This is a genomic window from Halobaculum litoreum (assembly GCF_030127125.1).
GTDB classification, from domain to species: domain Archaea; phylum Halobacteriota; class Halobacteria; order Halobacteriales; family Haloferacaceae; genus Halobaculum; species Halobaculum litoreum.
The window spans coordinates 1,734,361-1,757,561 of the sequence record NZ_CP126156.1; the positions used below are offsets into that span (position 1 = coordinate 1,734,361).

Below are 23,201 nucleotides of genomic sequence, written 5' to 3' on the forward strand. Positions count from 1 at the left end.
CACGGGCGTCCGACCGACGGGGTGTCCGGCCGCGGCCGTCGGCGGTCAGTACACCACGTGTTCGGTGTCGTACGATCCGAGCACGCGGACCCACCCGTTGCCGACGAGTCCCCTCACGTCGTCCAGCGCCGCCTGTGCGCGCTCCTCGTAGAGGCCGGCCTCGAAGTCGATGTGGAACAGGTAGTCGCCGAGGCGCTCGCCGCTCGGGCGCGACTCGATGCGCGAGAGGTTCACGTCGCGGTCGGCGAACGCCTCCAACAGCTCCAGCAACAGCCCGGGGTAGTTGGCGCCGGGGTAGACGACGACGGAGGTCTTCCCGCCGGCGTCCGTGCGCTCGTCCTCGCGCGCGATGACGAGGAACCGCGTCGCGTTCGACGACTTGTCCTGGATGTCCTCGGCCAGCACCCGGAGGTCGACGCCGCCGTCGTCGGCCGCGGCGTTCGCCGGGTGGCCGATCCCCGCGACCGCCGGGTCCTCGCGGGCGCGCTCGACGCCGCGCGCGGTCGAGGCGACCGCCTCCCGGCGGACGTCCGGGTACTCCCGCTCGAGGTAGTCGCGACACTGTGCGAGGGCTTGCGAGTGGGAGGCGACCACGTCGAACGTCTCGGCCTGCGCGAGCAGCGCGTGCCGGATCGGCGTGACGATCTCGCGGACGACCGCCACGTCCGCCTCGGTGAGCGCGTCGAGGCTCTCGGTGACGCTCCCCTCGATGCTGTTCTCCACGGGGACGACGCCGCGGTCGAACGAGCCGTCGGCGACGGCCTCGACGATCGCGGTGACCGACTCGCGGAACGCGACATCGTCGGCGACGGCTCGGGCGGCCCGGTGGGAGTACGTCCCCGCGGGACCGAGCGTGACTGCCTGCATACCCCGCCGTCCGCCGGCCCGCCCGATAAGGACACCGGGTGTGGCAGTACTGCGTCGCGCCGAGGGCGACCGCGCCGTCAGAACCGCTCGCGCAGCTCGCCGCGGAGGTCGCCGAGGTCCATCTCCTTGCGCGCGAACAGCACGAGCAGGTGGTACACGAGGTCGGCCGCCTCGGCGCGCAGTTCCTCGTCGTCGTCGTCTTTCGCCGCGAGGATCGTCTCGGTCGCCTCCTCGCCGATCTTCTCCAACACGGCGTTCTCCCCCTTCTCGTGGGTGAACAGCGACGCGGTGTACGAGCCCTCCGGGAGCCGCTCCCTGCGGTCCTCGATGGTGGCGAACAGCGCGTCCAACACCGCCTCGTCGGGGACGGCACCCGACTCGCCGTCGCCCGCGCCGTCGCCGACGCCCGACTCCTCGCTCACGCGTCCGCCCCCGCGTCGGTGTCCGCGTCCGCGGGCGACGCGGCGTGGTCCTGCCCGAAGAACGCGAGGTCGTGGATCCGCGAGTCGGGCGTCAGCTCCGGGTGGAACGAGGTCGCGATCACCGACCCCTGTTGCACGGCGACGGGGTCGCCGTCCCACGACGCGAGCACCGCGACGTCGTCGCCGACCGCGTCGATGACCGGCGCGCGGATGAACACCGCGGGGAACGGCTCGTCGAGCCCCGTCACGTCGAGCGGGGCCTCGAAGGAGTCCGCCTGCCGGCCGAACGCGTTGCGGTCGACGCTGACGTCGAGCAGCCCCAGCGTCGCCACGCGGTCGTCCTTCGCGTCGCGGGCGGCGACGATCAGGCCCGCACAGGTGGCCAGCAGGGGTTTGTCCGCGGCGACGTGGGCGACGATCTCCTCGGCGATCCCCTCGTCGTGTAGGAGTCGCGAGATGGTCGTCGACTCCCCGCCCGGCATCAGGAGGACGTCGCAGTCCGGGACGACGCCGGCGTCGCGGATCTCGACGACCTCCGCGTCGACGCCGTGGCTCGCGGCCGCGCGGCGCACCGCGTCGGCGTGTTCGGAGACGTCGCCTTGCACGGCGATCACGCCCGCTTTCATGGGACGGAGTCGACGCGCGGCGGGTGAAAACGTGTCGGTCGGTCGGTCGGCTCGGGACCCGGACTCAGAAGGCGAACCCGAGGATCAACACGAGGAGGCCGAACAGGAGGCCGAAGGCGACGACGGTTCTCGGGTCGATCCGGATCGCGTTGCGGTCCTCCGCGTCGAAGTAGCGGACGAGCCCCGCGCTGGACATCAGGCCGCCGCTGTTCTGGCCGCTGCTCATACGCGCACCCATGAGAGTCGGCCGCCTAAGCCTTTCGACCCGCGATCGACGGCGCGGTGGCGCCGCGACGGCGGCGCGGGCGACCGATCGCGGTCCGGGTGAGAAACCGTTATGTGCGGGCCGTCGCAACCACCGAGCGGTATGAGCGTTCGACTCAAGGACTTCTACGCGGACTGGTGTGGCCCCTGTAAGACCCAGGACCCGATCCTCGACGAACTGGCCGAGGACTACCCCGACGTGAGCTTCGAGAAGGTCGACGTCGAGGAGGAACAGGAGATCGCGAACCAGTACTCCGTGCGCTCGCTCCCCACCCTCATCGTCGAGAACGACGACGGCGTCGTCGACCGGTTCGTCGGCGTCACCCAGCGCGAGGACCTCGAGGAGGCGCTCGCGAGCGCCGGCGCGTAACGCCGCGACCGGAGTCCGACTCGCAACCGTTAACACGGACGGCGCCGCTTCACACACGTATGGCGAAATTCGAGGCGGCCGAGGCTCGCATCCTCGACAAGCTCATCTGCATGCGATGTAACGCGCGGAACCCGAAGCGCGCGAAGCACTGTCGCAAGTGCGGCTACAGCCGCCTGCGCCCCAAGGCGAAGGAGCCCCGCACCGCCTAACGCCGTCCGCCGGACCCCGCGTCCGGCGACACGCTTCTCGCGACACCCCGCCCACCAGCGGCCGCGCCGGGACCTCGCCTCGTCGCCGCCCCTGCCGACCCCTCGGCGACGGGGACGCCCGGCCCGCGGCTCACTCCGCCGGGTACTTCGGCTCGCGTCGCTCCGCCCGCGACAGCGCCCGCTCGATCACGTCGCGCACCGAGTCGCCGGCGGGGTCGGCGTGGAACGCGCCGCCGTGGCCCGCGTACAGCGACACCACCGAGTCCGGGAGGCGGTCGAGCAGGTCGCCGAGGCTCTCGATGAGTCGCTCGCGCGACTGGCCCGGCATGTCCGTCCGGCCGAACGACCCGTCGTCGAAGGCGCCGTCGTCGTACACGACCACGTCGCCGGAGAACACCGCCGTCTCGGCGACCAGCGACACGTGGTCGGCGGCGTGGCCCGGCGTGTACACGACCTCGGCGGTCTCGTCGCCGACCGCCACCTCGTCGCCGTCCTCCAAGGGGTGGTCCCGTCGGGGGTGCTCGCCGTGGGCGTACAGCTCGGCGTCGAACGCGTCGAGCACGGCGTCGAGTTCGCCCACGTGGTCGTGGTGTTGGTGCGTGAGGACCACCCGGTCGAGGTCGGCGGTGTGCTCGGCGATCACGTCCGCGACGCCCGGCATGGTGCCCGCGTCGACGAGCGTCGGCACCGCGCCGTCGACGAAGTAGGCGTTACAGGTGAAGTCCTCGGCGTCGGCCGTGACGTTGACCGCGTCCATGTCCCGGCCGTCGGTACGGAGGCGTAAAAGCCGACCTGCCGCGGCAGCCGCGTGTCACGGATCCGAGACGACCCTCAGATATTTCCGTCGGAACCGGCTAGCCTCGGACGAGCATGGGTTTCGGGAGCTACGACGAGTCCGAACAGGAGAACCAGCAGGTCGACTCGGACCTCGACTCGGCGACCGTCGACGGCGGCGACGCCGAACACGACGGCGACGTGGAGTTCGAGTTCGAGGCCTCGAACGACGAGCTCCTCGACAAGCTCGAGGAGATGAAGGACTGAGCGCCCGGGCGACGTCCGTCCCCCCGTGGTGACCCCCGGTACGCGTGCGCTCGGGGTGGCCGTCTCCGCGAGTGACGGCGCCGGCGCCCCGGAGCACGCGACGGTCGCGGGGGCGGTCGTCCGCCGCGACCGCGCGGTCGACGGGCTCTCGTTCTCGACGTGTACGGTCGGCGGCACCGACGCGACCGACGCCGTCGTCGACTGCTGGCGGCGCCTCGACCGCGAGGACGTCCGTTACCTCCTCGTGGCGGGCGTCGCTCCCGCGTGGTTCAACGTCGTCGACCTCGCGGCCGTCCGCGCGGCCGTCGGCCGCCCGGTGCTGGCGGTCTCCTTCGAGGCGAGCGCGGGGCTGGAGCCGCACCTCCGCGAACACTTCGCCGGCGAGGCGCTCGACCGCCGGCTCGCGGCGTACCGATCGCTCCCCGACCGACTGCCGGTCCGGCTCGACGACGCCGCGGACGCCGACGCCACCGACGGAGCCGGCGACGACGAACCGGACCTGTGGGTCCGTGCCGTCGGCGTCGACGGCGCCGAGGCGCGCCGGCTCGTCCGCGCCCACACGCCCGCGGGTCGCCGCAGGCCCGAGCCGCTCCGCGTGGCGAAGGTGGCCGCCCGCGCCGGGCGGTCGTACCTCGACGACCCGGAGCCACCGGGGCGGGGCACCCCGAGGGCGGCGGCCGGGACGGGTAGGTTTACGGCCGCGGCGGGCCGCGTTCGGGTATGAGCGAGCAGTCGCTGGACGCGGACCTGTGTGCGACCGACTGCGAGCGCTGCCCGGCGCTCGTGGAGTCGCGCTCGCGGATCGTCAACGGCGTCGGCCCGGCGGACGCCGACCTCGTGTTCGTCGGCGAGGCGCCGGGCGCGAACGAGGACGCGGAGGGCGAGCCGTTCGTCGGCCGCTCGGGGACGGTGCTCGACGACGCGCTGCGCGACGCCGGCCTCGCCCGCGCCGACGTGCGGATCACCAACTGCGTGCGCTGTCGGCCGCCGGACAACCGTGACCCGACGACCGACGAGTTGGCGAACTGCCGCGGCTACCTCGCGGAGGAGCTCGCCCGCGTCGACCCCGAACTCGTCGTCACGCTCGGGAAAGTGCCCTCCCAGCACCTGCTGGATCGGTCGGTCGCGGTGACGACGGAGAACGGCGAGGTGTTCGACGCCCGCGTCGGCGACACGGCCGTCCGCCTGCTCGTGTGTCTCCACCCCGCGGCGACGCTGTACGACCGGAGCCAGGCCGACGCGTTCGACGAGACCGTCGCGCGGGCGGCGGAGTTGGCCGGGCTGGCCGACGGGGGCGCGGGCGGCCAGTCCAGCCTCGGCGACTACTGAGGGCCGTCGGCGTCCGCGTCGACGGCGGCGGTCTCGCTCCCCGCCGACCGGCTTCGGCCGGGCCGCCACAGCCCCCGAACACGACGCCGACGAGCAGGCCCGCGAGGTGGCCGCCGTTGACGGCGACGGGCGTCGCCGGCAGGCTCGTGAGGAGGTTCACCGCCACCTCGACGACCGAGGAGACGCCCAGCACCGCGGCCACGACGTCCAGTTCCGCGAGCCGCCGGCGAACCCGGATCCCGCGGACCAGCGCGAACCCCGCGAGCGCGTAGCCGAGCCCGCTGATCCCGTAGAACGCGACGTTCGGCTCGGGGCTGTACGCCAGCAACACGGCGTAGCCCGCCCCCAGCGAGGCGACCGCCGCCGTCGCCACGAAGGCCCAGTAGCCGCCGGGCGAGAAGTGCCGTTCTTGGGGCGCGAGGACGACGAGCACGAGCACGTTCGACAGGAAGTGCAGCGGCCCGCGGTGGAGGAACAGCGACAGCAGGTACACCGCGTCCCCGCCCCGCAGGTAGAGGAACGCGGTCAGCTGCCGCACCGAGTCGGCGGGCGTGAGCGCGACCCCGACGAGCTGGACCGCGAACACGGCCGTCGTGAGCGCGACCAGCGCGAGCGTGGTGCTGGTGTGTGCCGCCCGGTACTGGGCGAGGAGCCGCGAGACGAACGCGTTCCAGTCGTCGGCGGACTCGGGAACGCCGTCCGTCTGCATGGGCCCGACTCCGGGCGTGCGCCCCTTAGCACTTGCTCGCGCCGGCGCCCCGACGTGCCGGCCGGACGCCGGCGCCGTCGCTGTCGGGGGAGGAAATACGGGAGAACGGCGGCCGCGAGCGCGGTTACTTGCCGTGGCGGTTGCCGCTCGACACGGACGGGCGGGTCTTCTCGGTCCCCTTGCCGCGCTGGTTCAGGCCGCGGTTCGAGGCGCCGGCGTTCGTGAGGCCGCGGAACGCGCGCCCCTTCTGGGAGTCGTCGCAGATCCAGTTGAGCTCGTCGTCGTTCTGGATCGCGGGGTGCTCGGGGTCAACGAGGATCGCCTCGAACCACTTCTGGGAGCCGTCCTGGCCCACCGAGTAGGAGGCGAGCACGCGGAGGTTCGGGAACTTCCGCGAGACGCGCTCCTCGCCGATGCGCTGGATCGACTTCCGGCGGCCGATGCGGTTGACGCCCTGGCGCTTCGAGCGGCGGCCCGCCTTGAAGCGCTGCTTGCGCGCGCCGCCCTTGCGGACGGAGACGCGCGCCATCACGACGCCCTGCTTGGCCTTGTAGCCGAGTTCGCGCGCCTTGTCGAGCCGGGTCGGGCGGTCGATCCGGACGATCGCGCCCTCCTCGCGCCACTGCTGCTTGCGCTGCCACTGCAGTTCCGCGAGCTTGCCCTCGTCCTGGTTCCGCCAGGCTTCCTTGATGTGGGAGTAGAAGCTTCGTGCCATTGGTGGTCTCCGCGGGCGCTTGCGATTCGGTCGCGGCGGGACACCCCGCGCGACCACATTTCGTCCCGGCGTACCGGGTGCCCACTGGCGGCCCACCTGCCAGCGAGTTGTACCCACTTCCGTGCTGGCGCTGTTAAGGGCTACGTTTCGCGTCGTCGACCGGGGCCCCCACTCACGCCTCCGACCCGGCGAACGCGCGCACCGACTCGAACTCGCCGTCGAGGATGGCGTCCGTCACCGCCCCCGGCTCCACCGCGGGCATCTCGCCGGGGTACTTCCGGGCGAAGTAGCTCAGGATGTTGTCGACGTCCCGGAGGAGGAGTTCGTCGGCGTTCTCGTGGTCCGTCTCGACCGACTGGGGCCAGTCGAAGATCACGACGCCGTCGTCGCTGACGGCGACGTTGTACTCGGAGATGTCGGCGTGGACGTAGCCCGCGCGGTAGGCGAGATCCATCTCCCGGAGGACCAGATCGAGCACGCCGACGACCTGCTCGGAGCGGAGCTTCGCCTTCGCGAGTTCGGGGCCCGGGAGCTTCTCCATCACGATGGCGTGGCGGTTGTGGTCGACGGGACGCGGGACGGAGACGTTCGGGTACAGGTCCTCCAAGGCGCCGTACTCGCGCTCGGCGGCCTTGCGGGCGGTGTACTGCCACGAGACGTGGTGGTTGTCGCTGGTGTAGTCGCGCTCCTTGTTCACCTCGCGGAAGTTGGTGTACCCCTCGCGGTGGAACTTCAGCGCCATCGGGCGGTACGTCTCCACCTCGTACACGTCGCTCTCCTTGCCGACGCCCAGCGGCGCGCCCATCCCGGTGACGGTCTCGCGCTCGGCGAAGGTGCGGAGGGCGAGCGCGTCGTACCCCTCGAAGGTGAGCTGGTACCCCTCGTACTGGATCGTCTTGCGCCGGATCAGGTCGCGGTCGGCACAGCGGTCGATCCGGTACTCGGCGTTCTCCTCGGAGAGGTTCGCGTACTCGGGGATCTTCTCGGCGTTCACCCACTCGGAGAAGCGCATCCCCTGCTCGACGCCCGAGAGGAGATAGAAGTCCTCGGGCTCGAGCTCCGCCATCGTCTCCGCGACGTTCCCGACCATTACCGACTGTTGGTCGCCCGGAGGTGAAAAGGCGTTCGTGGCCGACCGGCGGCTCTTTGCCCCGCCGTGACGCAGTCCGGGTATGAGCGATTCGGACGTCGAGCAGGTCCCCGAGTCCGCCGGCGCAGCCGTCTCGGCGGGCCCGCTCGCCGACCGCGAGTGGCGACTGATCCGCGAGGAGGCCCGCCCCGGCCCGCTGAACATGGCCCTCGACGAGGTCGCCGCCGAGACCGCGGCCGACGGCGGTCCCCGGACGGTCCGCGTGTACCGCTGGGACCCGTCGTGTCTCTCGATGGGATACACGCAGGATCCCGAGACGGTCGACTGGGCCCGCTGCGCCGACGCCGGCGTCGACGTGACGCGCCGCCAGACCGGCGGCGGCGGCATCTACCACGACCACGACGGCGACGTCTCCTACTCGATCACCGCGCCCGCGGACGAGCTCCCGGGGAACCTCCTCGACGCCTACCACCTGCTGTGTGAGCCGGTGCTGGCGGCGTTTCACGCGCTCGGCGTCGACGCCGACTACACCGAGTCGGAGCGTCCCGCGATCTACCACCCCGCCTGCTACCTCCGGGCGCTCCACCCGGCTCACGACGTGTGTGCCGACGGCGGCGCCGGACGGAAGCTCTCGGGGAACGCGCAGTACCGCCGCGAGGCGAGCGTCATCCAGCACGGCTCGGTCACGTTCGAGGCGAAGCCGCGCGAGCACCTCGCCGTCTTCCGCGACCACGGCGTGAGCGAGGCCGCCTTCGCCGAGCGCGTCGGCGGGATCGCCGACTACGCGGACGCGAGTCGCGCCGACGCGGTCGCCGCGTTCGAGGACGCGCTGGCGACGTGGGCCGGCGCCGACGAGGGCGCGTGGACCGACGCGGAACTCGCCCGCGCCGAAGAGATTGCCGACGAGAAGTACCGCAGCGACGACTGGGTGCACGAGCGCCCCGGCGGTCGATAGCCCCGCGAGCGACCGACAGCGAACCGCCTAGAACCCGAACGTCTCCGGTTCGTCGCCGATCTCCTCGCGCACCGCCTCGTGGAGTTCGGCGACCGGCGGCGTGTCCCGCGTCGGGTCGAGCCAGTGCTCGCCGAGCCACCGGTAGCGTATCTCGCCGTCCTCGTCGACGAGGAAACACGAGCGGCGCGACCGCCGGAACAGGCCGAACGTCCGGTAGGCGACGCCGAACTGCTTGGACACCGAGAGGTCGGTGTCGGCGTACAGCGGGAAGCCCAGATCGAGCCGGTCGATGAACTGCCGGTGGAGGCGCGGCCCGGACTTCGAGACGCCGACGACGTTCACGTCCTCGCCGGAGGCGAACCAGTCGAAGTCCCGGAACGCGCACCACTCCTGGACGCAGTCGGGGCTGAAGTCGACGGTGTAGAAACTCAGCAGGACCGGCTTGTCGAGCAGGTCCGCGAACTGTTCCTCCCGGGTGTCCCCCTCCGGCGTCACTAACGTCGCCGTGAACGACGGCGCGCGATCGCCGACGTCGAGTGGCTCGCTCGGGGGCTGTGGCGCGTCCGAGCGTGACATCTGCCGGGTCGACACGGACGACCGATATAAGGCTGCGCGTCCGTCTTTCGCGTGTGAGAACGCGACGGCTCCGCGACGGCCGGCCGACCGGGAGCCCCGCCCGCCGTCCGCTTCCGAAGCCGCTTTCTCCCCCGCCCCGTCACCGACTGCCATGAGCGCAGACAGCGACCCGACCCTCCGCGTCGGGGCCCACGAGTCCATCGCCGGCGGCACGTTCAACGCCGTCGACGCGCTGGTCGAGGACGGCGGCAACTGCGGCCAGATCTTCACCCACTCCCCGCAGGTGTGGCAGGACCCGAACATCGACGACGAGGAGGCCGAACGGTTCCGCGCCCTGAGCGACGAACACGGCGTCGGGCCGTGGGTGATCCACTCGTCGTACCTCGTGAACCTCTGCACGCCGAAGGACGGCCTCCGCGAGAAGTCGATCGACTCGATGCAGAAGGAGGTCGACGCCGCCGCCAAACTCGACATCCCGTACGTGAACGTCCACCTGGGCGCCCACACCGGCGCGGGCGTCGATCAGGGGCTCGACAACGCCGCCGGCGCCCTCGACGAGCTCGACGTTCCCGACGGCGTCACCGTGCTCGTCGAGTCCGACGCCGGCTCCGGCACGAAGCTCGGCGGCGACTTCGAGCACCTCGCGGCCGTGCTGGAGCGCTCCGAGCAGGATCTGGACATCTGTCTCGACACCGCCCACGCGTTCGCCGCCGGCTACGACCTCTCGACGCCGGAGGCCGTCGAGGAGACGGTCGCCGAACTCGACGCGGTCGTCGGGCTTGAGCACCTGGAGTGTGTCCACCTCAACGACTCGAAACACGCGTGCGGGACGAACAAAGACGAGCACGCCCTCATCGGCGAGGGGCACATCGGCGAGGACGGGATGCGCGCGTTCGTCAACCACGAGGCCCTGCGCGACGTGCCGTTCGTGCTGGAGACGCCCACCGAGGACGGCAAGGGGTTCGCCTGGAACATCCAGCGCGTCAAGGAACTGCGGGAGCGCTGAGCCGCCCCCGCCGACCGCCGATGGACCGCACCCCCCGCTCGGTCGGCCTCCAGTTCGCCCTCTGGACCGCCGCGGCCGTCGCCGTCCAACTCCTCCTCGGCGTCTCTTGGGGCGACCCCGCGGGCGTGTTCGCCCCCGCCGCGCTCGCCGACGCCGTCCTCGTGGCCGGCTGCGTCGCCGCGGGCGGCCTCGTCGCCTCCGGGCTCACGGTGTACGGGCGCGGCGTCGTCGGCGTGCTCGTGGGGACGCTGCTGCTCACCCTGCTGTCGGCGACGGCGTTCGGCGCCCGCGTGACGACCGTGAACGGGGCGGTGTCGCTCGCGGGCGGCTACGCCGTCTTCGTGACGTTCGCGTACACGCTCGGCTGGCTCGTCGACGGCGTCGTCCGCCGGGGCGTCGTCGTCGAGGACGGCGCCGCGACGTTCGACGGGCCGCGGTAGCGCCGCCGCCGCCGTCGGCGGAGTCCAAGGACCTCGCCGTCGACACGGCTGACGCGGCGACGACACGCCGTCCGTTACGTGCCGGCGGCGGCCGTCTCGCGGTTCGCGTCGAACACGTCCCGCGCGTCGGTCGCTCGCGGGAGCCGGACGGTGAAGGTGCTCCCGTCGGGACCGGTGTCGGACAGCTCGACGGCTCCCCCGTACCGGTCGACGAGCGTCCGGACGATGTGGAGCCCGAGCCCGTGGTCGCTCGTGCTGTCGTTCGCCGGTTCGAACAGCGTCTCGCGCTCGTCGGGCGGGACGCCGGGCCCGTCGTCGCTGACCCGGACGACCGCCTCGTCGGCGTCCATCTCCCCGGAGACGCGCACGGTCGCGTCCGGCCCGTCGTTGTGTTCGACCGCGTTGGCGACGAGGTTGGAGAACACCCGTCCGACGGACTCGTCGGCGAGGACGGGGAGGCTCTCCGGCAGGTCCGTCTCGACGGTCGCGCCGTCGTACGCCTCGGCGACGGCGTCCGTCTCCGTGTCGAGCACCGGCCGGAGGTCGACCCGCCGGGGATCGAGGTCGCCGTGGTCGGACGCGACGAGCAGGCGGACCTCGCGGATCACGTCGTCGAGGTCCTCGCAGGCGCGCTCGATGACGGCGAGTCGGTCGCGGGTCGCCTCGTCGAGCGAGTCGTCGTCGAGCAGCAACGAGGCGTTCCCCGCGGCGACGTTCGAGGCGTTCAACACCTCGTGTCGGAGGATGTCGTTCAGGTAGCGCAGCCACTCGCGGGTGTCGGCCACGCGCTCGGCGCGGACCCGGGCCCGCTCGGCCGCCCGCGCCCGCTCGATGGAGCCCGCCTCGACGATCCCGACGAGCAAGCCGCCGGCGCCGCCGAACACGAGGCTGAACCGTAGCCACCCGATCGCGACCGCCACCGTCGACGTTCCCCAGACGGTCATCATGAGGAGGTTGATCACGAGGAACGCGCCCGACGCCCCGAGCCACCAGCGCGCGATGCGCGGGAAGCGGGCCGCGGGAAGCGTCCCCCGGGCGAGGCGGACCCCGCCGTACACGAACCCGAGCGTGAACGGGAGCGCGATGGCGACCGTCGTCACGGCGGCCACCGTCCCCCCCGCCGGCGCCCCGAGCCCGTCGCCTAGGAGCCATCGATCGACGAGGCTCGCGGTGAGGACGACACCGTAGACGGTCACTACCGTCGGGAGCCGCCGCCACGCGCCCGGCGACGCCGCCGGCGCTCCCTCCGGCCCGGCCGGCGTCGTCCCGTCGTCGGCGGTCGCGGTCGGCATCTGCGGGAACGTCGATCCTCGCCGTCATAATACTAACTCCGGCGGTATTGCGAGTGAGAGCGCGACCGACGCGGGCGGCCGGGAATCGGCCGTCCACACGGGGCACCCGGAGGTTGATACCGGCCCCTGCACACCCACTCGCATGGCAGCACCACGGACGGACCTCGACTCGACAGTCGACGACGACGCCCCCGACGCCTACCGCGACCTGCTGGGCCGCTACGCGCGCGTCGCGAACCTGGAGAGCGGCGCGGGCGTCCTCTACTGGGACCAGCAGGTGACGATGCCCGAGGGCGGCGCGCCCGCCCGCGGCAAACAGCTCGCCGCGCTGTCGGCGACGACCCACGAGAAGCTGACGAACGACGCGATGGCCGACGCGCTCGACGCCTGCGAGGGGATCGCCCTCGACGACGAGCGCGCCGCGAACGTCCGCGAGATCCGACGCCGCCACGAGCGCAATCGGAGCCTGCCGGAGGAGGTGGTCGAGGAGTTGACCGAACAGCAGTCGGCGAGCCAGCGGGTGTGGCGGGAGGCGAAGGCCGAGGACGACTTCGACCGGTTCGCGCCGACGCTGGAGACGCTGCGGGACCTCCACGTCGAGCGCGCGGAGGCGATCGCCCCGGACCGCCCCGCCTACGAGGTCATGTACGAGGACGGCGAGCCGTACCTCCCGCTGGAACGGCTCGAGGAGGTCTTCGAGGAGCTGAAGGCGGGGCTCGTCCCGCTCATCGAGGCGATCGAGGCGTCCGGCGTCGACCTCCCCTCGCCGTTCGTCGCGGCGGGCCCGTACGACGACGCGACCCAGCGCGGCCTCTCGGAGGCCGTGCTCGACGTGCTCGACTACCCCGAGGACCGCGGTCGCCTCGACGTCTCCGCGCACCCGTTCACCTCGGGTAACCAGTTCGACGCCCGGATCACCACCCGGTTCAAGCCCGACGACCCGATGGACGCGTTCACCGCGACCGTCCACGAGTTCGGCCACGCGAGCTACGAACTCGGCCTGCCGGACGCCCGCTTCGGCGAGCCGCTGGGCGCCTCGCTGTCCTCCGGCGTCCACGAGTCGCAGTCGCGCTTCTGGGAGAACCACGTCGCCCGCACCGAGCCGTTCTGGGAGGGGTTCGTCGGGGAGGCGAACGACCACCTCGGCACCGACGCGACGGCGCGGGAGGCGTACGCCGCCGTCAACCAGATCTACCCGGACAACCTCGTCCGCGTCGAGGCGGACGAACTGACGTACCACCTCCACATTATCCTCCGGTGTGAGATCGACCGCGCGTTCGTCGAGGGGGACGTCGGCGTCTCGGAGATCCCCGCGCTGTGGAACGAGAAGATGGCCGACTACCTCGGCGTCGTCCCGGACACCGACACCGACGGCTGCCTGCAGGACATCCACTGGAGCAGCCGCTTCGCCGCCTTCCAGGGGTACACCATCGGCTCGGTGCTGGCGGCGCAGTTGGACCACGCGATGCGGGCGGATCTGGGCGACGACCGCGTCGACGACCTGATCCGCGAGGGCGATTTCGACCCGCTGTGGGCGTGGATGACCGAGAACGTCCACAGGCACGGCCGCCGCTACCCGACCGACGAGCTGGTGGCGGAGGCGACCGGCGAGCCGCTCACCGCCGAGTACTTCCTCGACTACGTGGAGACGAAGTTCGGCGACCTGTACGACCTGTGAGGCCGCTTCGGGGGAACCGCGAGCACAGCGTCCCCCGAACTAGCGCCCGGGGAAACAATCGCCTTCCGGCGGTTCCGGATCCGGGGGACTCGCCAGAAGCTATTTGTGCTGCCATGGTATAGCGTACCACGTATGGCGTCGGCACCGAGCCCGAACGACGACCTGTTCGACGAGTTTCTGACCAGTCGCGGCCACGACACGGAGACAGCCCGATGGGAGGAGTCGTATAACAAGAAACAGTGTCCCGACTGTGGCGGCCTCCACGACGGCGACGCTGCGGAGTGCTCGGTGTGCGGCTGGCGACCCGAGGCCGGTCGCTGAGGCGGCACGACACGCGGCGACCGGCTCCGGCCGCGCGTGCCCGTGAGCACGCGCGGCCCGCATCGAACTTCTGCGACCCGGACACGACGGGCGACGAGCGCGAGCCACGTCGTTTATGAGTCGTGGCCGAGAGGACACGGTAATGAGCGACCCGGAAGTGACCCGGCTGTTCGGTGGGCCCGGCAGCGGGAAGACCACCGCGCTCCTCGACAGCGTCGAGGAGCTCATCGACGAGGGCGCGGAGATGCGGGACGTCCTCGTCGTCTCGTACACGCGGGCGGCCGCCGCGGAGATCCGCGAGCGACTCGCCGAGCGGCTCGACACCACGCCCCGTCACCTCCAGGGGAACGTGGCGACGATGCACGCGAAGTCGTACGAACTGTTGAACCTCTCGCGCGGCGACGTGGTCGGCGAGGACGACAAAGAGGAGTTCTGTGACGACTACGGCGTCGAGTACGAGGACGAGTACTCCGGCGGCGGCCGCCGCACCGCGCGGTCGACGACGCTGGGCAACAAGGTGATCGCCACCTCCCAGTGGCTCCAGCGCACGAAGCGCGACGTGGCCGACTGGTACGACGTCCCCTTCCAGTGGGACGTCGAGGAGGTGCGCCTCCCGCCCGAGATCGACCCGAACGCACAGGAGGGGAACAAGTACACCCCGACGTGGCCCGGCGACGACGACCGCCTCGACGTGCCGGAGGCGATCCGGGCGTGGCGCGCCTACAAGGGCGACAACGGGCTCGTTGGCTTCGCCGACATGCTCGAGCGCGTGAAACAGCGCTCGCTGCTCCCGAGCGTCGACCACCTCGTCATCGACGAGTTCCAGGACATCACGACCCTCCAGTACGACGTGTTCGAGGAGTGGAAGCCCCACATGGAGTCGTGCCTCATCGCCGGCGACGACGACCAGGTCGTGTACGCGTGGCAGGGGGCCGACCCCGCGCTGCTGCTCGACACGCCCGTCGACAACGACGAGATCCTGCCGAACTCCTACCGGCTCCCCTCGGACATCCTCGACGTCGTCAACACGGAGATCCGCCACATCGACAAGCGCCAGGAGAAGGACCTCAAGCCCCGCAAGGAGGGCGGCGTCGTCGAGGCGGTCGACTCGCCGACGATGCTCGAACTCGTGCGCAACGTCCGCCACACGATCCGGTCGACCGACGACGAGACCGTGATGGTGCTGTTCCGGGCGCGCTACCAGATGTTCGACTTCATCGACGAGTTCATCGAGGAGGGGATCCCGTTCTCGTGTCTCACCGACCAGCGGATGTGGACCGACCGCCTCGCCGACTACGTCCGCGCCGTCGAGGCCGTCGACAGGGGCGAGGCGCTCACCGCGCTGGAGGCCCGTCGCCTCGCGGACATCCTGCAGGACTCGGCGTTCGGGAGCAACGACCGCGACGCGCTGTACGACTTCCTCGACGACGTGGAGGAGACCGCCGACGAGGACGACCTCGCGGAGATCCCGCTGTCGCCGGAGGACGTCACCGACTTCGTGCCGTTCATGCCCGACGGCGCCGCCGCCGCCGACATGGCCCGCAAGATCACCAGCTTCCAGCGGAAGTCGCTGAAGGCGTACTTCAAGGGCGACTACGAGGGCGAGGACGCCAGCCGCGTCCGCCTCGGCACGATCCACTCCGCGAAGGGTCGCGAGGCCGACCACGTGTTCGTCAACACCGACCTCACCGAGAAGGTCGTCGAGCAGATGGCCGCCCAGGCCCAACAGCAGGGGCTCGACGTGACGGGCGTCGACGGCGAGGAGTTCACCAAGTCGACCAGCCCGGTGCCGGTGCTGACGGACAACGAGCGCCGCGTGTTCTACGTCGGGATGTCCCGTGCGCGCGAGCGCCTCGTCCTCATGGAGAACCTCGTCACCGGCGCGCCCACCCTCCCCATCTCCGTGGTGCTCCACAACGAGGTCCGCGAGGGCGACCCGCAGGCGATCGTCGACGACGTCGTCGAGGCGGCCGACGCCCCCGAACCCGAAGCGTAGATGCCCGGAGCGGACGGCGCCGACCGGCTCGGGACCGACTACGGCCCCCTCGCGGCCGCCCTCGCCGACCGCGACGCCGTCGGGGTCGTCGCCGTCGGCGACCGCTTCGACGACGACCTGCGGTACCTGACGCGCTTCTCCGGCCCCGACCGCGACTACGCGTTCGTGGCCGGCGCCGTCGCGGGGAGCGACGACCCCCACACGGCGCTGTGTGCCCCGGCGCTGTTCGACGAGCAGGCGCGCCGCGAGTTCCCCGGCGACGAGGTGCGCACCGACCGGCAGGGCGACCCCGCGGGCGTCCGCGCGGCCGCCGCGCTCGCGGACGCCGGCCACGACTCGGGGACCGTGCTCGTGCCGCAGGGCATCCCCCACGACGCCGCCGTCTACCTCGAAGACGCCGGCTACGAGGTGACCTCGACGGACGCCGTCGCCCGCGCCCGCGAGACGAAGACCGACGCCGAACTCGACCGACTCCGGCGCGTCCAGCGCGCCGCGATCCGCGGGATCCGCCGCGCCGAGACGGTGCTGGCCGAGGCGACCGTCGACGCCGACGCCGACGAGGTCCGCTGGAACGGCGGCGTCCTCTCGACCGAGCGCCTCCGCCGACAGGTGAACGAGGTGCTCGCCGCCCACGGCGTCCGCGACGCGGGCAACACCGTGGTCGGCGCGGGCGCGACCGCGGCTGACCTCCACTACACCGGCACCGACGTGATCCGGCCCGGGGAGACCGTCCTGCTCGACGTGTCGCCGCGCGGGCCCGACGGCTACTACGGCGACGTGACGCGGACGTTCGCGGTCGACCCCGACGGCGGCTGGGAGCGCCGGGCGTACCTCGCGGTCGAGGCCGCCCGCGAGGCCGCGCTGGAGGCGGTCGCCGCCGGCGTGCCGGCGTCGACGGTCCACGAGGAGGCGGCCGCCGAACTGGCCGCCCACGGCTTCCGCGTCGACTCCGACGAGGTGGGGTTCACCCACTCGACGGGCCACGGCGTCGGCGTCTCGCTCCACGAGGGGCCGTCGCTGACGGCCGACGAGCCGCTGGAGGCGGGGAACGTGCTCACCGTCGAGCCGGGGGTGTACGACCCCGCGGAGGGCGGCGTGCGCTTGGAGGACCTCGTCGTCGTCGCCGAGGACGGCTTCGAGTTCCTCGGCGAGTACCCGTTCTCGCTGGTGCCGCGCGAGCGGGTGTGAGGCGACGGGCGGTCGGGGCGGTGCCCGGCGGGACTACTCGTCGTCCGGCGACTCCGTGGGCTCCTTCACCACGGAGCCGACGGCCTTCTCCGCGACCTTCCCGGGGACGTCGTCGGGGCTCGTGAGTCGCCGCGGGAGCAGGACCATCAGGACGGCGACGACGAGGATCCCGACGCCGAGGGCGGTCTGGCCGTCGACGACGCGCTGGACCCCGTAGACGGCGACCGGGAGCGCGAAGATCAGCGTCGCCGCGAGGCCGAGTTGTTCGAGGATGCCGAGTGCCACACCCGTCGTACCGTGCGTCCCGTCGAAAGGCTGTCGCCTCCGTACGCCCGCTCACTCGCCGTCGGCGACGACGACGTCCCCGTCGGGCGCGACGACCGACGGGAGCTTGTCCGGGTCGTCGACGGACAGCCCCGTCGTGACGAGCAGGCGGATGCCGCGGGCGACGCTCATGTCGATCTCGGTGTAGTCGTCGGGGTGCATCATCGCCAGCTTCCCCGCGGTCGGGTTGGGGCTGTGCGGGAAGAAGACGGTCATCAGCCCTCGCCGGCGACGCGGCGCACCCCCCCCGCGGCGCGGGGTTGGTGACGAAGCCGATGGCCCACGTGTCGTCGCGCGGGAACTCCGCGACGACGACCCGGTCGAAGCCGTCGCCCGGCGCCGCCAGCGACTCGCTCACCTGCCGGACGCCGAAGTAAACGGCGCGTACGACCGGGAGCAGGCGCACGCCGCGCTCGAAGCCGCCGAACAGGCGCCGGCCGGCCTCGTTCGAGGCGACGAACCCCAGCAGGGTGACGCCGACGGCGATGGTCACGACCGCAAGCGCCGTCGCCAGCGCCCCGTTGCCGACCAACTCCGCGAGACCGGTGCCGCTCACCACCGGCGCGAGCGTGACCGTGAGGCGGTTCACCGCGAAGTCGAGCACGAACAGCGTCACGGCGAGGGGGAGCACGAGGAACAGCCCCGCGACGAAACTGGACCGGAGCCGGGCGAAGGTGTCCATACCGACCGACGCGGGCGGCCCGACATAAGTCCATGCGCCGGACCGGCCGTCACGATGTCGGAACGCTTTCCAATTGTGGGGCCTTCGTTCCGGGTATGTTCACCGGAATCGTGGAGACCGCCGGCGAGGTCGTCGCGCGCGAGGAGACGCCGGAGGGGCTCCGCCTGCGCGTCGCCGCCGACGGCCTCGACGACCTCCACCACGGCCAGTCGATCGCCGTGAGCGGCGTCTGTCTCACCGTCGAGGAGTTCGGCGCGGTCGAGGGAGCGGGCGACCGCTCGTGGTTCTCCGTGTTCCTCGCCGCCGAGACGGTCGCGAAGACGTACCTCGACGAGGTGCGCGAGGGCGACGCGGTCAACATCGAGCGGGCGCTCGCCGCCGACGGCCGGTTCGACGGCCACGTCGTGCAGGGGCACGTCGACACGACCGCCGAGGTCCGTGCGGTGAAACGGGTCGGCGAGGACTGGCGGTTCACCTTCTCGGTCCCGGAGGGGTTCGGGAAGTACGTGGTCGACAAGGGGTCGGTGGCGCTCGACGGCATCTCGCTGACCGTCGCCGAGAAACGCGGCGACGAGTTCGACGTCGCGATCGTCCCGACGACGTACGACCTGACGAACCTCTCGGGGAAGCAGGCGGGGGACCCGGTTCACCTCGAGGTGGACGTCGTCGCGAAGTACGTCGAGACCATGCTGGAGGGGTACGCCGAGTCGCTGCTGGCGGACGCGCCGGCGCCGTCGGCGGACTGAGCCGCGACGCCGGGCGCTGTCGACGCGAGTCGGCGGAAGAAGGACGCCAGGACAGGGATTTGAACCCTGGATCCCAAGGGGAACACGCTTTCCAGGCGTGCGCCTTACCACTCGGCCATCCTGGCTCGCACCGGATCGTACCTCCCTGTCGAGTTTAAGCCTGTCCTTTCCGCGCGAGTCGGTGCTCGAACCGATAGGCGGCGGCGGCCACCACCGCCCCGACGACCAGCGCCACGCCGAACAGGCCGGCGAAGCCGAACGGCAGTCCCTCCCCGAGCAACACGAGCGCCTGCCCGCCGACGAGCACGACGAACAGGCCGACCGCGCCCCACAGGAGCGCGGACCGTCTCCGCGACGGCACCGGTTACTCCAGCGAGACGACCGCCTCGATCTCGACGCCGACGCCCTTCGGGAGCGCCCCCGCCTGCACCGCCGAGCGCGCCGGCGGCGACTCGTCGAAGTACGTCGCGTACGTCTCGTTCATCGCCTCGAAGTCGTCGATGTCCGCGAGGAACACCGTCGTCTTGAGCACGTCTTCGGCCGACGCGCCGGCCTCCTCGACGATGGCGAGGAGGTTGTCGAGCGCGAGCTCCGTCTGCTCGGCGATCGGGGCGTCGTCCCGCAGGTCGCCGTCGGGGGTCAGCGGGATCTGCCCCGCGGTGAACAGCAGGTCGCCGTTCGTCGTCGCCTGACTGTACGCGCCGACCGCCGCCGGTGCCTCGTCCGTCGAGACGATCTCCTTCATGCCCGCGACTCCGGCGGGGCGCGGCATAAATCGGGCGTTCGCGCCCGCCGGCGACGCCGCGGGGGCGACGCCGGCCGGCCTACGCCAGCACCTCGACCTCGTAGCCGACCGCCTCGAGCGCGGCGACGACCTCGGCGGCGTGCTCGTGGCCGTGCGTCTCCAACTCGATCTCCAGGTCCGCGGCGTCGACCGCGATGTCGCGGGAGGTGCGGTCGTGGCTCAGGGCGTACACGTTGGCGTCCTCGCGGGCGATGACGCTCGCGACGCGCTCCAGTTCGCCGGGGCGGTCCTTCAGCTCAAGCGAGATCTTGAGGTAGCGACCCATCCGGACGAGCCCCCGGAGGATCACCGTGATCAGCGTGTTCATGTCGATGTTCCCGCCGCACAGCGCCGGGACGATCGTCTCCCCCTCCTCGTAGTCGAACTTCTCCTCCAGCACCGCCGCGAGCGCCACGGCTCCCGCGCCCTCCACGACGGTCTTCGAGCGTTCGAGCAGCAGCGTGAGCGCCTCGGCGATCTCCTCGTCGTCGACGGTGACGACCTCGTCGACGCGCTCGCGGATGTACGGGAACGTGTGCTCGCCGACCTCCCGGACGGCGATGCCGTCGGCGACGGTGTCGACGCCGCCCAACTCGACGCGGTGCCCCTCCCGCATCGAGCGGGCCGCCGAGTCGGCGCCGGCCGCCTGCACGCCGACGACGCGGACGTCGTCGAGCGCGCCCTTCAGCGCCGTCGCGACGCCGGAGATGAGGCCGCCCCCGCCGACGGGGACGACCACGGTGTCGACCTCGGGGCACTGTTCGGCGATCTCCAGCCCGATCGTCCCCTGTCCGGCCATCACGAGTTCGTCCTCGAACGCGTGGAGGTACAGCCGGTTCTGCTCGCGTTCGATCTCGTGGGCGTGCGCCTGCGCCTCGTCGTAGTCGATGCCGTGGAGCACGACGTCGCCGCCGTAGCGGCGCGTCGCCTCCACCTTCGAGACGGGCGCGTACTTCGGCATCACGATGGTCGAGTCGACGCCCGCCCGCGTCGCCGCGAGCGCGACGCCCTGCGCGTGGTTGCCGGCGCTGGCGGTGACGACGCCCCGCTCGCGCTCCGCGTCGGTCAGCGCCGCGATCCGGTTCATCGCGCCGCGGATCTTGAACGCCCCCGTCCGCTGGGTGTTCTCCAGTTTCAGGTGGACGTCGGCGCCGGTCATCTCCGAGAAACTGTGCGAACGGTTCAGCGGCGTGCGGACCGCGACCGTCTCGACGCGCTCGCGGGCGGCGAGCACGTCCTCGTAGTCGAGCATACCCCGGCTTCGCCGCTCCCCGCCGTATCGGTTGTGGTCCCGCGGCCGACCCCGCCGGCCGCGACGCCGCCGCACCGAACGGGCCGGCGGCTCGCCGGGCGAAAGTGGGGAAAGAGGGGGAATGCACGCGTGTGACGTGCAGTCGAATTCAGGAACCCTGAGTATAAAAAAGTGAGTCACGCGGAGCGGAAGTGAAACCGCAGGAGGGCGACGCCTTCAGACGCCCGTCAGACGCCCGTCGGCTCACCGTCCGGCGTATCAACGTTCCGGCTGTTCGTACACCCTGACAGGACGGTCGGCCAGCGCGTCGCGCACCCGGTCGGCGAACGCCCCCGTCCCCGGCCACGTCGCCTCCGCGTCGAGGCGGTCGGGGTCGCCGACGTACACCGCGGCCTCCCCGCGGCGGCCGCCGTCGGGGCCGATCAGGGGGACCGAGACTCGGGTGTAGAGGCCTTCGGCGACCCCCTCGTACGCGTCGAGCGCCGCGATCTCGTCGGTCCGGAGGAGTCGCCCCCGACCGTCGCGTCGACCTCGGCCGACCGGCGGCCCGAGGTCGCGTCCGCGTCGCCGCCGGGCCGGCGCTCGTCGCTCCGGACCCCGGCGTCGCCGCCGTCGGCGACCGGGAGCGCCAGCGTCGGGTACCGCCCCTCGACGACGCGCAGACCCTCCAGTCGGGCGGGCCCGACGAACGCGAACGACTCGAGGAGTTCGCCGACGCGCTCGGGTTCGGTGAGCGTGCCGTACACGAAGACGTCCATGTCCCCCACAACCGCCCGAGCGGCATGACCGTTCGGGCGGCTGCCGGCCGGGTGCCGGTTCCGGAAGCGCCAAACCGACCCCCCTCGGAACGTGGCACGTGATCGGCGAGCGTCTGCGCGGCGTGTGGCGGCGCGTGCTCTCGCTGGCGTGGCCGGTGATGGCCGAGCAGACGTTCCGCACCGCCATGCGGACGACGGACATCATCGTCACCGCGCAGTTCTCCCCCGCCGCGGTCGTCGCCATCGGGCTGGCGGACCTGTACGCCCGCTTCCCCCTCCGGATCGGGCTCGGCCTCGGCGGCGGCGCCATCGCCCTGTCCAGTCAGGACACCGGCGCCGCCGCCGCCGCCAACCGCGACGAGGCGGTGACGCAGGCGCTCCTGATGGGCGTGCTCGCCGGGATCCCGTTCGTCCTCGTGGGACTGCTGTTCGGCGAACCGATCGTCGCCCTGCTGGGGGCCGACGCCCGGACGGCGGCGCTCGGCGGGCAGTACCTCGCGCTCGTGTTCGCCACCGCGCCCGCCCGCCACGTGGCGCTCGTCGGCGCGCGCTCGCTCCAGGGCACCGGCGACACCCGCACGCCGATGTACGTGAACGTGCTCGCGAACACGCTCAACATCTCCGGGTCGCTCGTGCTCGGCCTCGGGCTGTTCGGCGCCCCGCGCCTGGAGATCCTCGGCGTCGGCGTCGCCACCGCGGCCGCGAACGTGCTGACGGCGGGACTGCTCGTCCTCGCGATGGCGACGTCGTGGGCCGACGCGAGTCTGGTCCGCCCGCGCGACACCACGATCGCCCGGCAGCTCGTCCGCGTGTCCGTCCCGCGCGTGCTCGAGGGGTTCTCCGCGACGATCGCCGAGTTCCCGTTCAACGCCCTCCTCCTCGGCTTCGGCACGCCGGTCAACGCCGGCTTCCAGATCGGCCGCCGGATGTACCAGCAGGTGACGGGGCCGCTGTCGCGCGGCTACAACGTCGCCGCCAGCGTCCTCGTCGGCCAGTCGCTCGGCGACGGCGACCCCGACGCCGCCCGCTACGACGGCTACGCGGTGACGGGGCTCGGCCTCGCCACCGTCGGCGTCGTCGGGCTCGCGCTCGTCGTGGCCGCGCCCGCGTTCGTCTCGGTGTTCACGCCCGACCCGGCGACCGTCCCGCACGCGGTCGCGTTCGCCCGCGTGTACGGAGCGACGGCGGCGTTCCTCGTCGCCTACACGGTCCTGTCGGGGGCGCTCCAGGGGGCCAGCGAGACCCGGATCCCGCTGGGCGCGCGCCTCGTGGGGACGTTCGGGTTCCTCCTCGGGACCACCTACCTCGTGGGCGTCGTCCTCGGCTACGGGCCGGCGGGCGCGTACCTCGGCGTGGGCCTCCAGTACGTCTGCATGGCGCTGGTCGTCCTCTGGGGCTTCCGCGCCACCGGGTGGGCGTCGCGGGCGGCCGAGATGATGGCCGAGCGCGGGACGGGCGCGGACGGCCCCGAGGGGAGCTGACGACGCGACGCCGTCGCTGGCGGGTCGACGGCGGCGACGGAAAAACGGCGGCCCGTGTGGGGTCGAGCCCCGGGAGCCGG

The 23,201-nt window shown here is 72.1% G+C and carries 27 protein-coding genes, 1 tRNA gene and 3 pseudogenes; 14 read left to right on the forward strand and 17 right to left on the reverse strand.

Annotated features, from left to right (window positions below):
• Positions 1-45: 45 nt before the first annotated feature.
• The 4 genes from pheA to P0R35_RS09490 all read right to left on the reverse strand — a co-directional run bounded on the left by pheA (position 46) and on the right by P0R35_RS09490 (position 2,141).
• Complete coding sequence (gene pheA / locus P0R35_RS09475) at positions 46-867, reverse strand: prephenate dehydratase (protein ID WP_284012250.1); 822 nt, start codon at positions 865-867, stop codon at positions 46-48.
• Positions 868-944: 77 nt separating this feature from the next.
• Positions 945-1,289, reverse strand: coding sequence for a phosphoribosyl-ATP diphosphatase (gene hisE, locus P0R35_RS09480; RefSeq protein ID WP_284012251.1), 345 nt, complete (start codon positions 1,287-1,289; stop codon positions 945-947).
• Positions 1,286-1,915 (reverse strand): pyridoxal 5'-phosphate synthase glutaminase subunit PdxT, encoded by a 630-nt coding sequence (pdxT, locus tag P0R35_RS09485; RefSeq protein WP_284012252.1) that lies wholly within the window; start codon positions 1,913-1,915, stop codon positions 1,286-1,288. Before pdxT ends, hisE begins: the two co-directional genes overlap by 4 nt.
• A 64-nt stretch (positions 1,916-1,979) precedes the next feature.
• On the reverse strand, positions 1,980-2,141 hold the full coding sequence (locus P0R35_RS09490) for a preprotein translocase subunit Sec61beta (protein ID WP_284012253.1): 162 nt from the start codon (positions 2,139-2,141) through the stop codon (positions 1,980-1,982).
• A gap of 141 nt (positions 2,142-2,282) precedes the next feature.
• Between P0R35_RS09490 and P0R35_RS09495 the strand changes: the two genes are divergently transcribed.
• Together P0R35_RS09495 and P0R35_RS09500 are read left to right on the forward strand one after the other, a co-directional pair.
• Positions 2,283-2,549, forward strand: a complete 267-nt coding sequence (locus P0R35_RS09495; RefSeq protein WP_284012254.1) for a thioredoxin family protein — start codon at positions 2,283-2,285, stop codon at positions 2,547-2,549.
• Between the two features lie 59 nt (positions 2,550-2,608).
• Positions 2,609-2,758, forward strand: a complete 150-nt coding sequence (locus tag P0R35_RS09500; RefSeq protein WP_284012255.1) for a 50S ribosomal protein L40e — start codon at positions 2,609-2,611, stop codon at positions 2,756-2,758.
• 130 nt (positions 2,759-2,888) lie between these two features.
• On the opposite strand, the gene P0R35_RS09505 is transcribed toward P0R35_RS09500, so the two are convergent.
• On the reverse strand, positions 2,889-3,515 hold the full coding sequence (locus tag P0R35_RS09505) for an MBL fold metallo-hydrolase (protein WP_284012256.1): 627 nt from the start codon (positions 3,513-3,515) through the stop codon (positions 2,889-2,891).
• Positions 3,516-3,628: 113 nt separating this feature from the next.
• Between P0R35_RS09505 and P0R35_RS09510 the strand changes: the two genes are divergently transcribed.
• From P0R35_RS09510 to P0R35_RS09520, 3 genes are read left to right on the forward strand one after another with little or no spacing between them, the layout of a single operon-like run.
• On the forward strand, positions 3,629-3,799 hold the full coding sequence (locus P0R35_RS09510) for a DUF5786 family protein (protein WP_284012257.1): 171 nt from the start codon (positions 3,629-3,631) through the stop codon (positions 3,797-3,799).
• Positions 3,800-3,827: 28 nt separating this feature from the next.
• The gene (locus P0R35_RS09515) at positions 3,828-4,523 is read left to right on the forward strand and encodes an endonuclease dU (protein ID WP_345782743.1); all 696 of its coding nucleotides are present in this window, start codon (positions 3,828-3,830) and stop codon (positions 4,521-4,523) included.
• A complete protein-coding gene (locus P0R35_RS09520; RefSeq protein WP_284012258.1) occupies positions 4,520-5,128 on the forward strand; it encodes a uracil-DNA glycosylase in 609 nt (202 codons plus the stop codon). The genes P0R35_RS09515 and P0R35_RS09520 overlap by 4 nt, the downstream gene beginning before the upstream one ends.
• 133 nt (positions 5,129-5,261) lie before the next feature.
• On the opposite strand, the pseudogene P0R35_RS16655 reads toward P0R35_RS09520, so the two are convergent.
• The 3 genes and pseudogenes from P0R35_RS16655 to P0R35_RS09530 all read right to left on the reverse strand — a co-directional run.
• Positions 5,262-5,837 (reverse strand): annotated as a pseudogene (locus P0R35_RS16655) (rhomboid family intramembrane serine protease); the annotation flags it as partial.
• A 124-nt stretch (positions 5,838-5,961) separates the two neighbouring features.
• Positions 5,962-6,552, reverse strand: a complete 591-nt coding sequence (locus P0R35_RS09525) for a 50S ribosomal protein L15e (protein ID WP_284012259.1) — start codon at positions 6,550-6,552, stop codon at positions 5,962-5,964.
• 172 nt (positions 6,553-6,724) lie between these two features.
• A complete protein-coding gene (locus P0R35_RS09530; protein WP_284012260.1) occupies positions 6,725-7,642 on the reverse strand; it encodes a serine/threonine-protein kinase RIO2 in 918 nt (305 codons plus the stop codon).
• 82 nt (positions 7,643-7,724) lie between these two features.
• Here P0R35_RS09530 and P0R35_RS09535 point away from each other — a divergent pair, with 82 nt between their 5' ends.
• Positions 7,725-8,597, forward strand: a complete 873-nt coding sequence (locus P0R35_RS09535; protein WP_284012261.1) for a lipoate--protein ligase family protein — start codon at positions 7,725-7,727, stop codon at positions 8,595-8,597.
• A gap of 27 nt (positions 8,598-8,624) precedes the next feature.
• On the opposite strand, the gene P0R35_RS09540 is transcribed toward P0R35_RS09535, so the two are convergent.
• Positions 8,625-9,173, reverse strand: coding sequence for a peroxiredoxin family protein (locus P0R35_RS09540; RefSeq protein ID WP_284012262.1), 549 nt, complete (start codon positions 9,171-9,173; stop codon positions 8,625-8,627).
• A 151-nt stretch (positions 9,174-9,324) separates the two neighbouring features.
• Here P0R35_RS09540 and P0R35_RS09545 point away from each other — a divergent pair, with 151 nt between their 5' ends.
• Entirely contained in the window at positions 9,325-10,179 is an 855-nt protein-coding gene (locus tag P0R35_RS09545; RefSeq protein WP_284012263.1) for a deoxyribonuclease IV, read from the forward strand.
• 20 nt (positions 10,180-10,199) lie between these two features.
• The gene (locus P0R35_RS09550) at positions 10,200-10,619 is read left to right on the forward strand and encodes a hypothetical protein (RefSeq protein WP_284012264.1); all 420 of its coding nucleotides are present in this window, start codon (positions 10,200-10,202) and stop codon (positions 10,617-10,619) included.
• Between the two features lie 74 nt (positions 10,620-10,693).
• Here P0R35_RS09550 and P0R35_RS09555 read toward each other — a convergent pair whose 3' ends face one another.
• Positions 10,694-11,911 carry a sensor histidine kinase gene (locus P0R35_RS09555; protein ID WP_284012265.1) on the reverse strand — a complete coding sequence of 406 codons (1,218 nt, stop codon included), beginning with the start codon at positions 11,909-11,911 and terminating at the stop codon, positions 10,694-10,696.
• 142 nt (positions 11,912-12,053) lie between these two features.
• On the opposite strand from P0R35_RS09555, the gene P0R35_RS09560 reads away from it, so the two are divergent.
• From P0R35_RS09560 to P0R35_RS09575, 4 genes are all read left to right on the forward strand, one after another.
• Positions 12,054-13,589: a carboxypeptidase M32 gene (locus tag P0R35_RS09560; protein WP_284012266.1), complete on the forward strand. Its 1,536-nt coding sequence runs from the start codon at positions 12,054-12,056 to the stop codon at positions 13,587-13,589.
• Between the two features lie 132 nt (positions 13,590-13,721).
• Positions 13,722-13,910, forward strand: a complete 189-nt coding sequence (locus P0R35_RS09565) for an HVO_0416 family zinc finger protein (protein ID WP_284012267.1) — start codon at positions 13,722-13,724, stop codon at positions 13,908-13,910.
• 142 nt (positions 13,911-14,052) lie between these two features.
• The gene (locus P0R35_RS09570; RefSeq protein ID WP_284012268.1) at positions 14,053-15,906 is read left to right on the forward strand and encodes a UvrD-helicase domain-containing protein; all 1,854 of its coding nucleotides are present in this window, start codon (positions 14,053-14,055) and stop codon (positions 15,904-15,906) included.
• Entirely contained in the window at positions 15,907-17,094 is a 1,188-nt protein-coding gene (locus tag P0R35_RS09575) for a M24 family metallopeptidase (protein WP_284012269.1), read from the forward strand.
• Between the two features lie 33 nt (positions 17,095-17,127).
• Here the strand turns inward: P0R35_RS09575 and P0R35_RS09580 are convergent, their stop codons facing one another.
• The gene (locus P0R35_RS09580) at positions 17,128-17,379 is read right to left on the reverse strand and encodes a DUF7533 family protein (RefSeq protein ID WP_284012270.1); all 252 of its coding nucleotides are present in this window, start codon (positions 17,377-17,379) and stop codon (positions 17,128-17,130) included.
• Between the two features lie 51 nt (positions 17,380-17,430).
• Positions 17,431-18,100 (reverse strand): annotated as a pseudogene (locus P0R35_RS16660) (DUF502 domain-containing protein).
• A gap of 95 nt (positions 18,101-18,195) precedes the next feature.
• Between P0R35_RS16660 and P0R35_RS09595 the strand changes: the two are divergent.
• Complete coding sequence (locus P0R35_RS09595; protein WP_284012272.1) at positions 18,196-18,846, forward strand: riboflavin synthase; 651 nt, start codon at positions 18,196-18,198, stop codon at positions 18,844-18,846.
• A gap of 44 nt (positions 18,847-18,890) precedes the next feature.
• On the opposite strand, the gene P0R35_RS09600 is transcribed toward P0R35_RS09595, so the two are convergent.
• From P0R35_RS09600 to P0R35_RS09620, 5 genes and pseudogenes are all read right to left on the reverse strand, one after another.
• Positions 18,891-18,971: transfer RNA gene (locus P0R35_RS09600), tRNA-Ser, on the reverse strand.
• 29 nt (positions 18,972-19,000) lie between these two features.
• Positions 19,001-19,207, reverse strand: a complete 207-nt coding sequence (locus tag P0R35_RS09605; protein WP_284012273.1) for a DUF7981 family protein — start codon at positions 19,205-19,207, stop codon at positions 19,001-19,003.
• Between the two features lie 3 nt (positions 19,208-19,210).
• Entirely contained in the window at positions 19,211-19,591 is a 381-nt protein-coding gene (locus tag P0R35_RS09610) for a Rid family detoxifying hydrolase (RefSeq protein ID WP_284012274.1), read from the reverse strand.
• Positions 19,592-19,670: 79 nt separating this feature from the next.
• A complete protein-coding gene (gene ilvA / locus P0R35_RS09615; RefSeq protein ID WP_284012275.1) occupies positions 19,671-20,882 on the reverse strand; it encodes a threonine ammonia-lyase in 1,212 nt (403 codons plus the stop codon).
• Between the two features lie 258 nt (positions 20,883-21,140).
• Positions 21,141-21,640 (reverse strand): annotated as a pseudogene (locus P0R35_RS09620) (gamma-glutamylcyclotransferase family protein).
• 158 nt (positions 21,641-21,798) lie between these two features.
• On the opposite strand from P0R35_RS09620, the gene P0R35_RS09625 reads away from it, so the two are divergent.
• Entirely contained in the window at positions 21,799-23,121 is a 1,323-nt protein-coding gene (locus P0R35_RS09625) for an MATE family efflux transporter (protein WP_432765045.1), read from the forward strand.
• Positions 23,122-23,201: the final 80 nt, after the last annotated feature.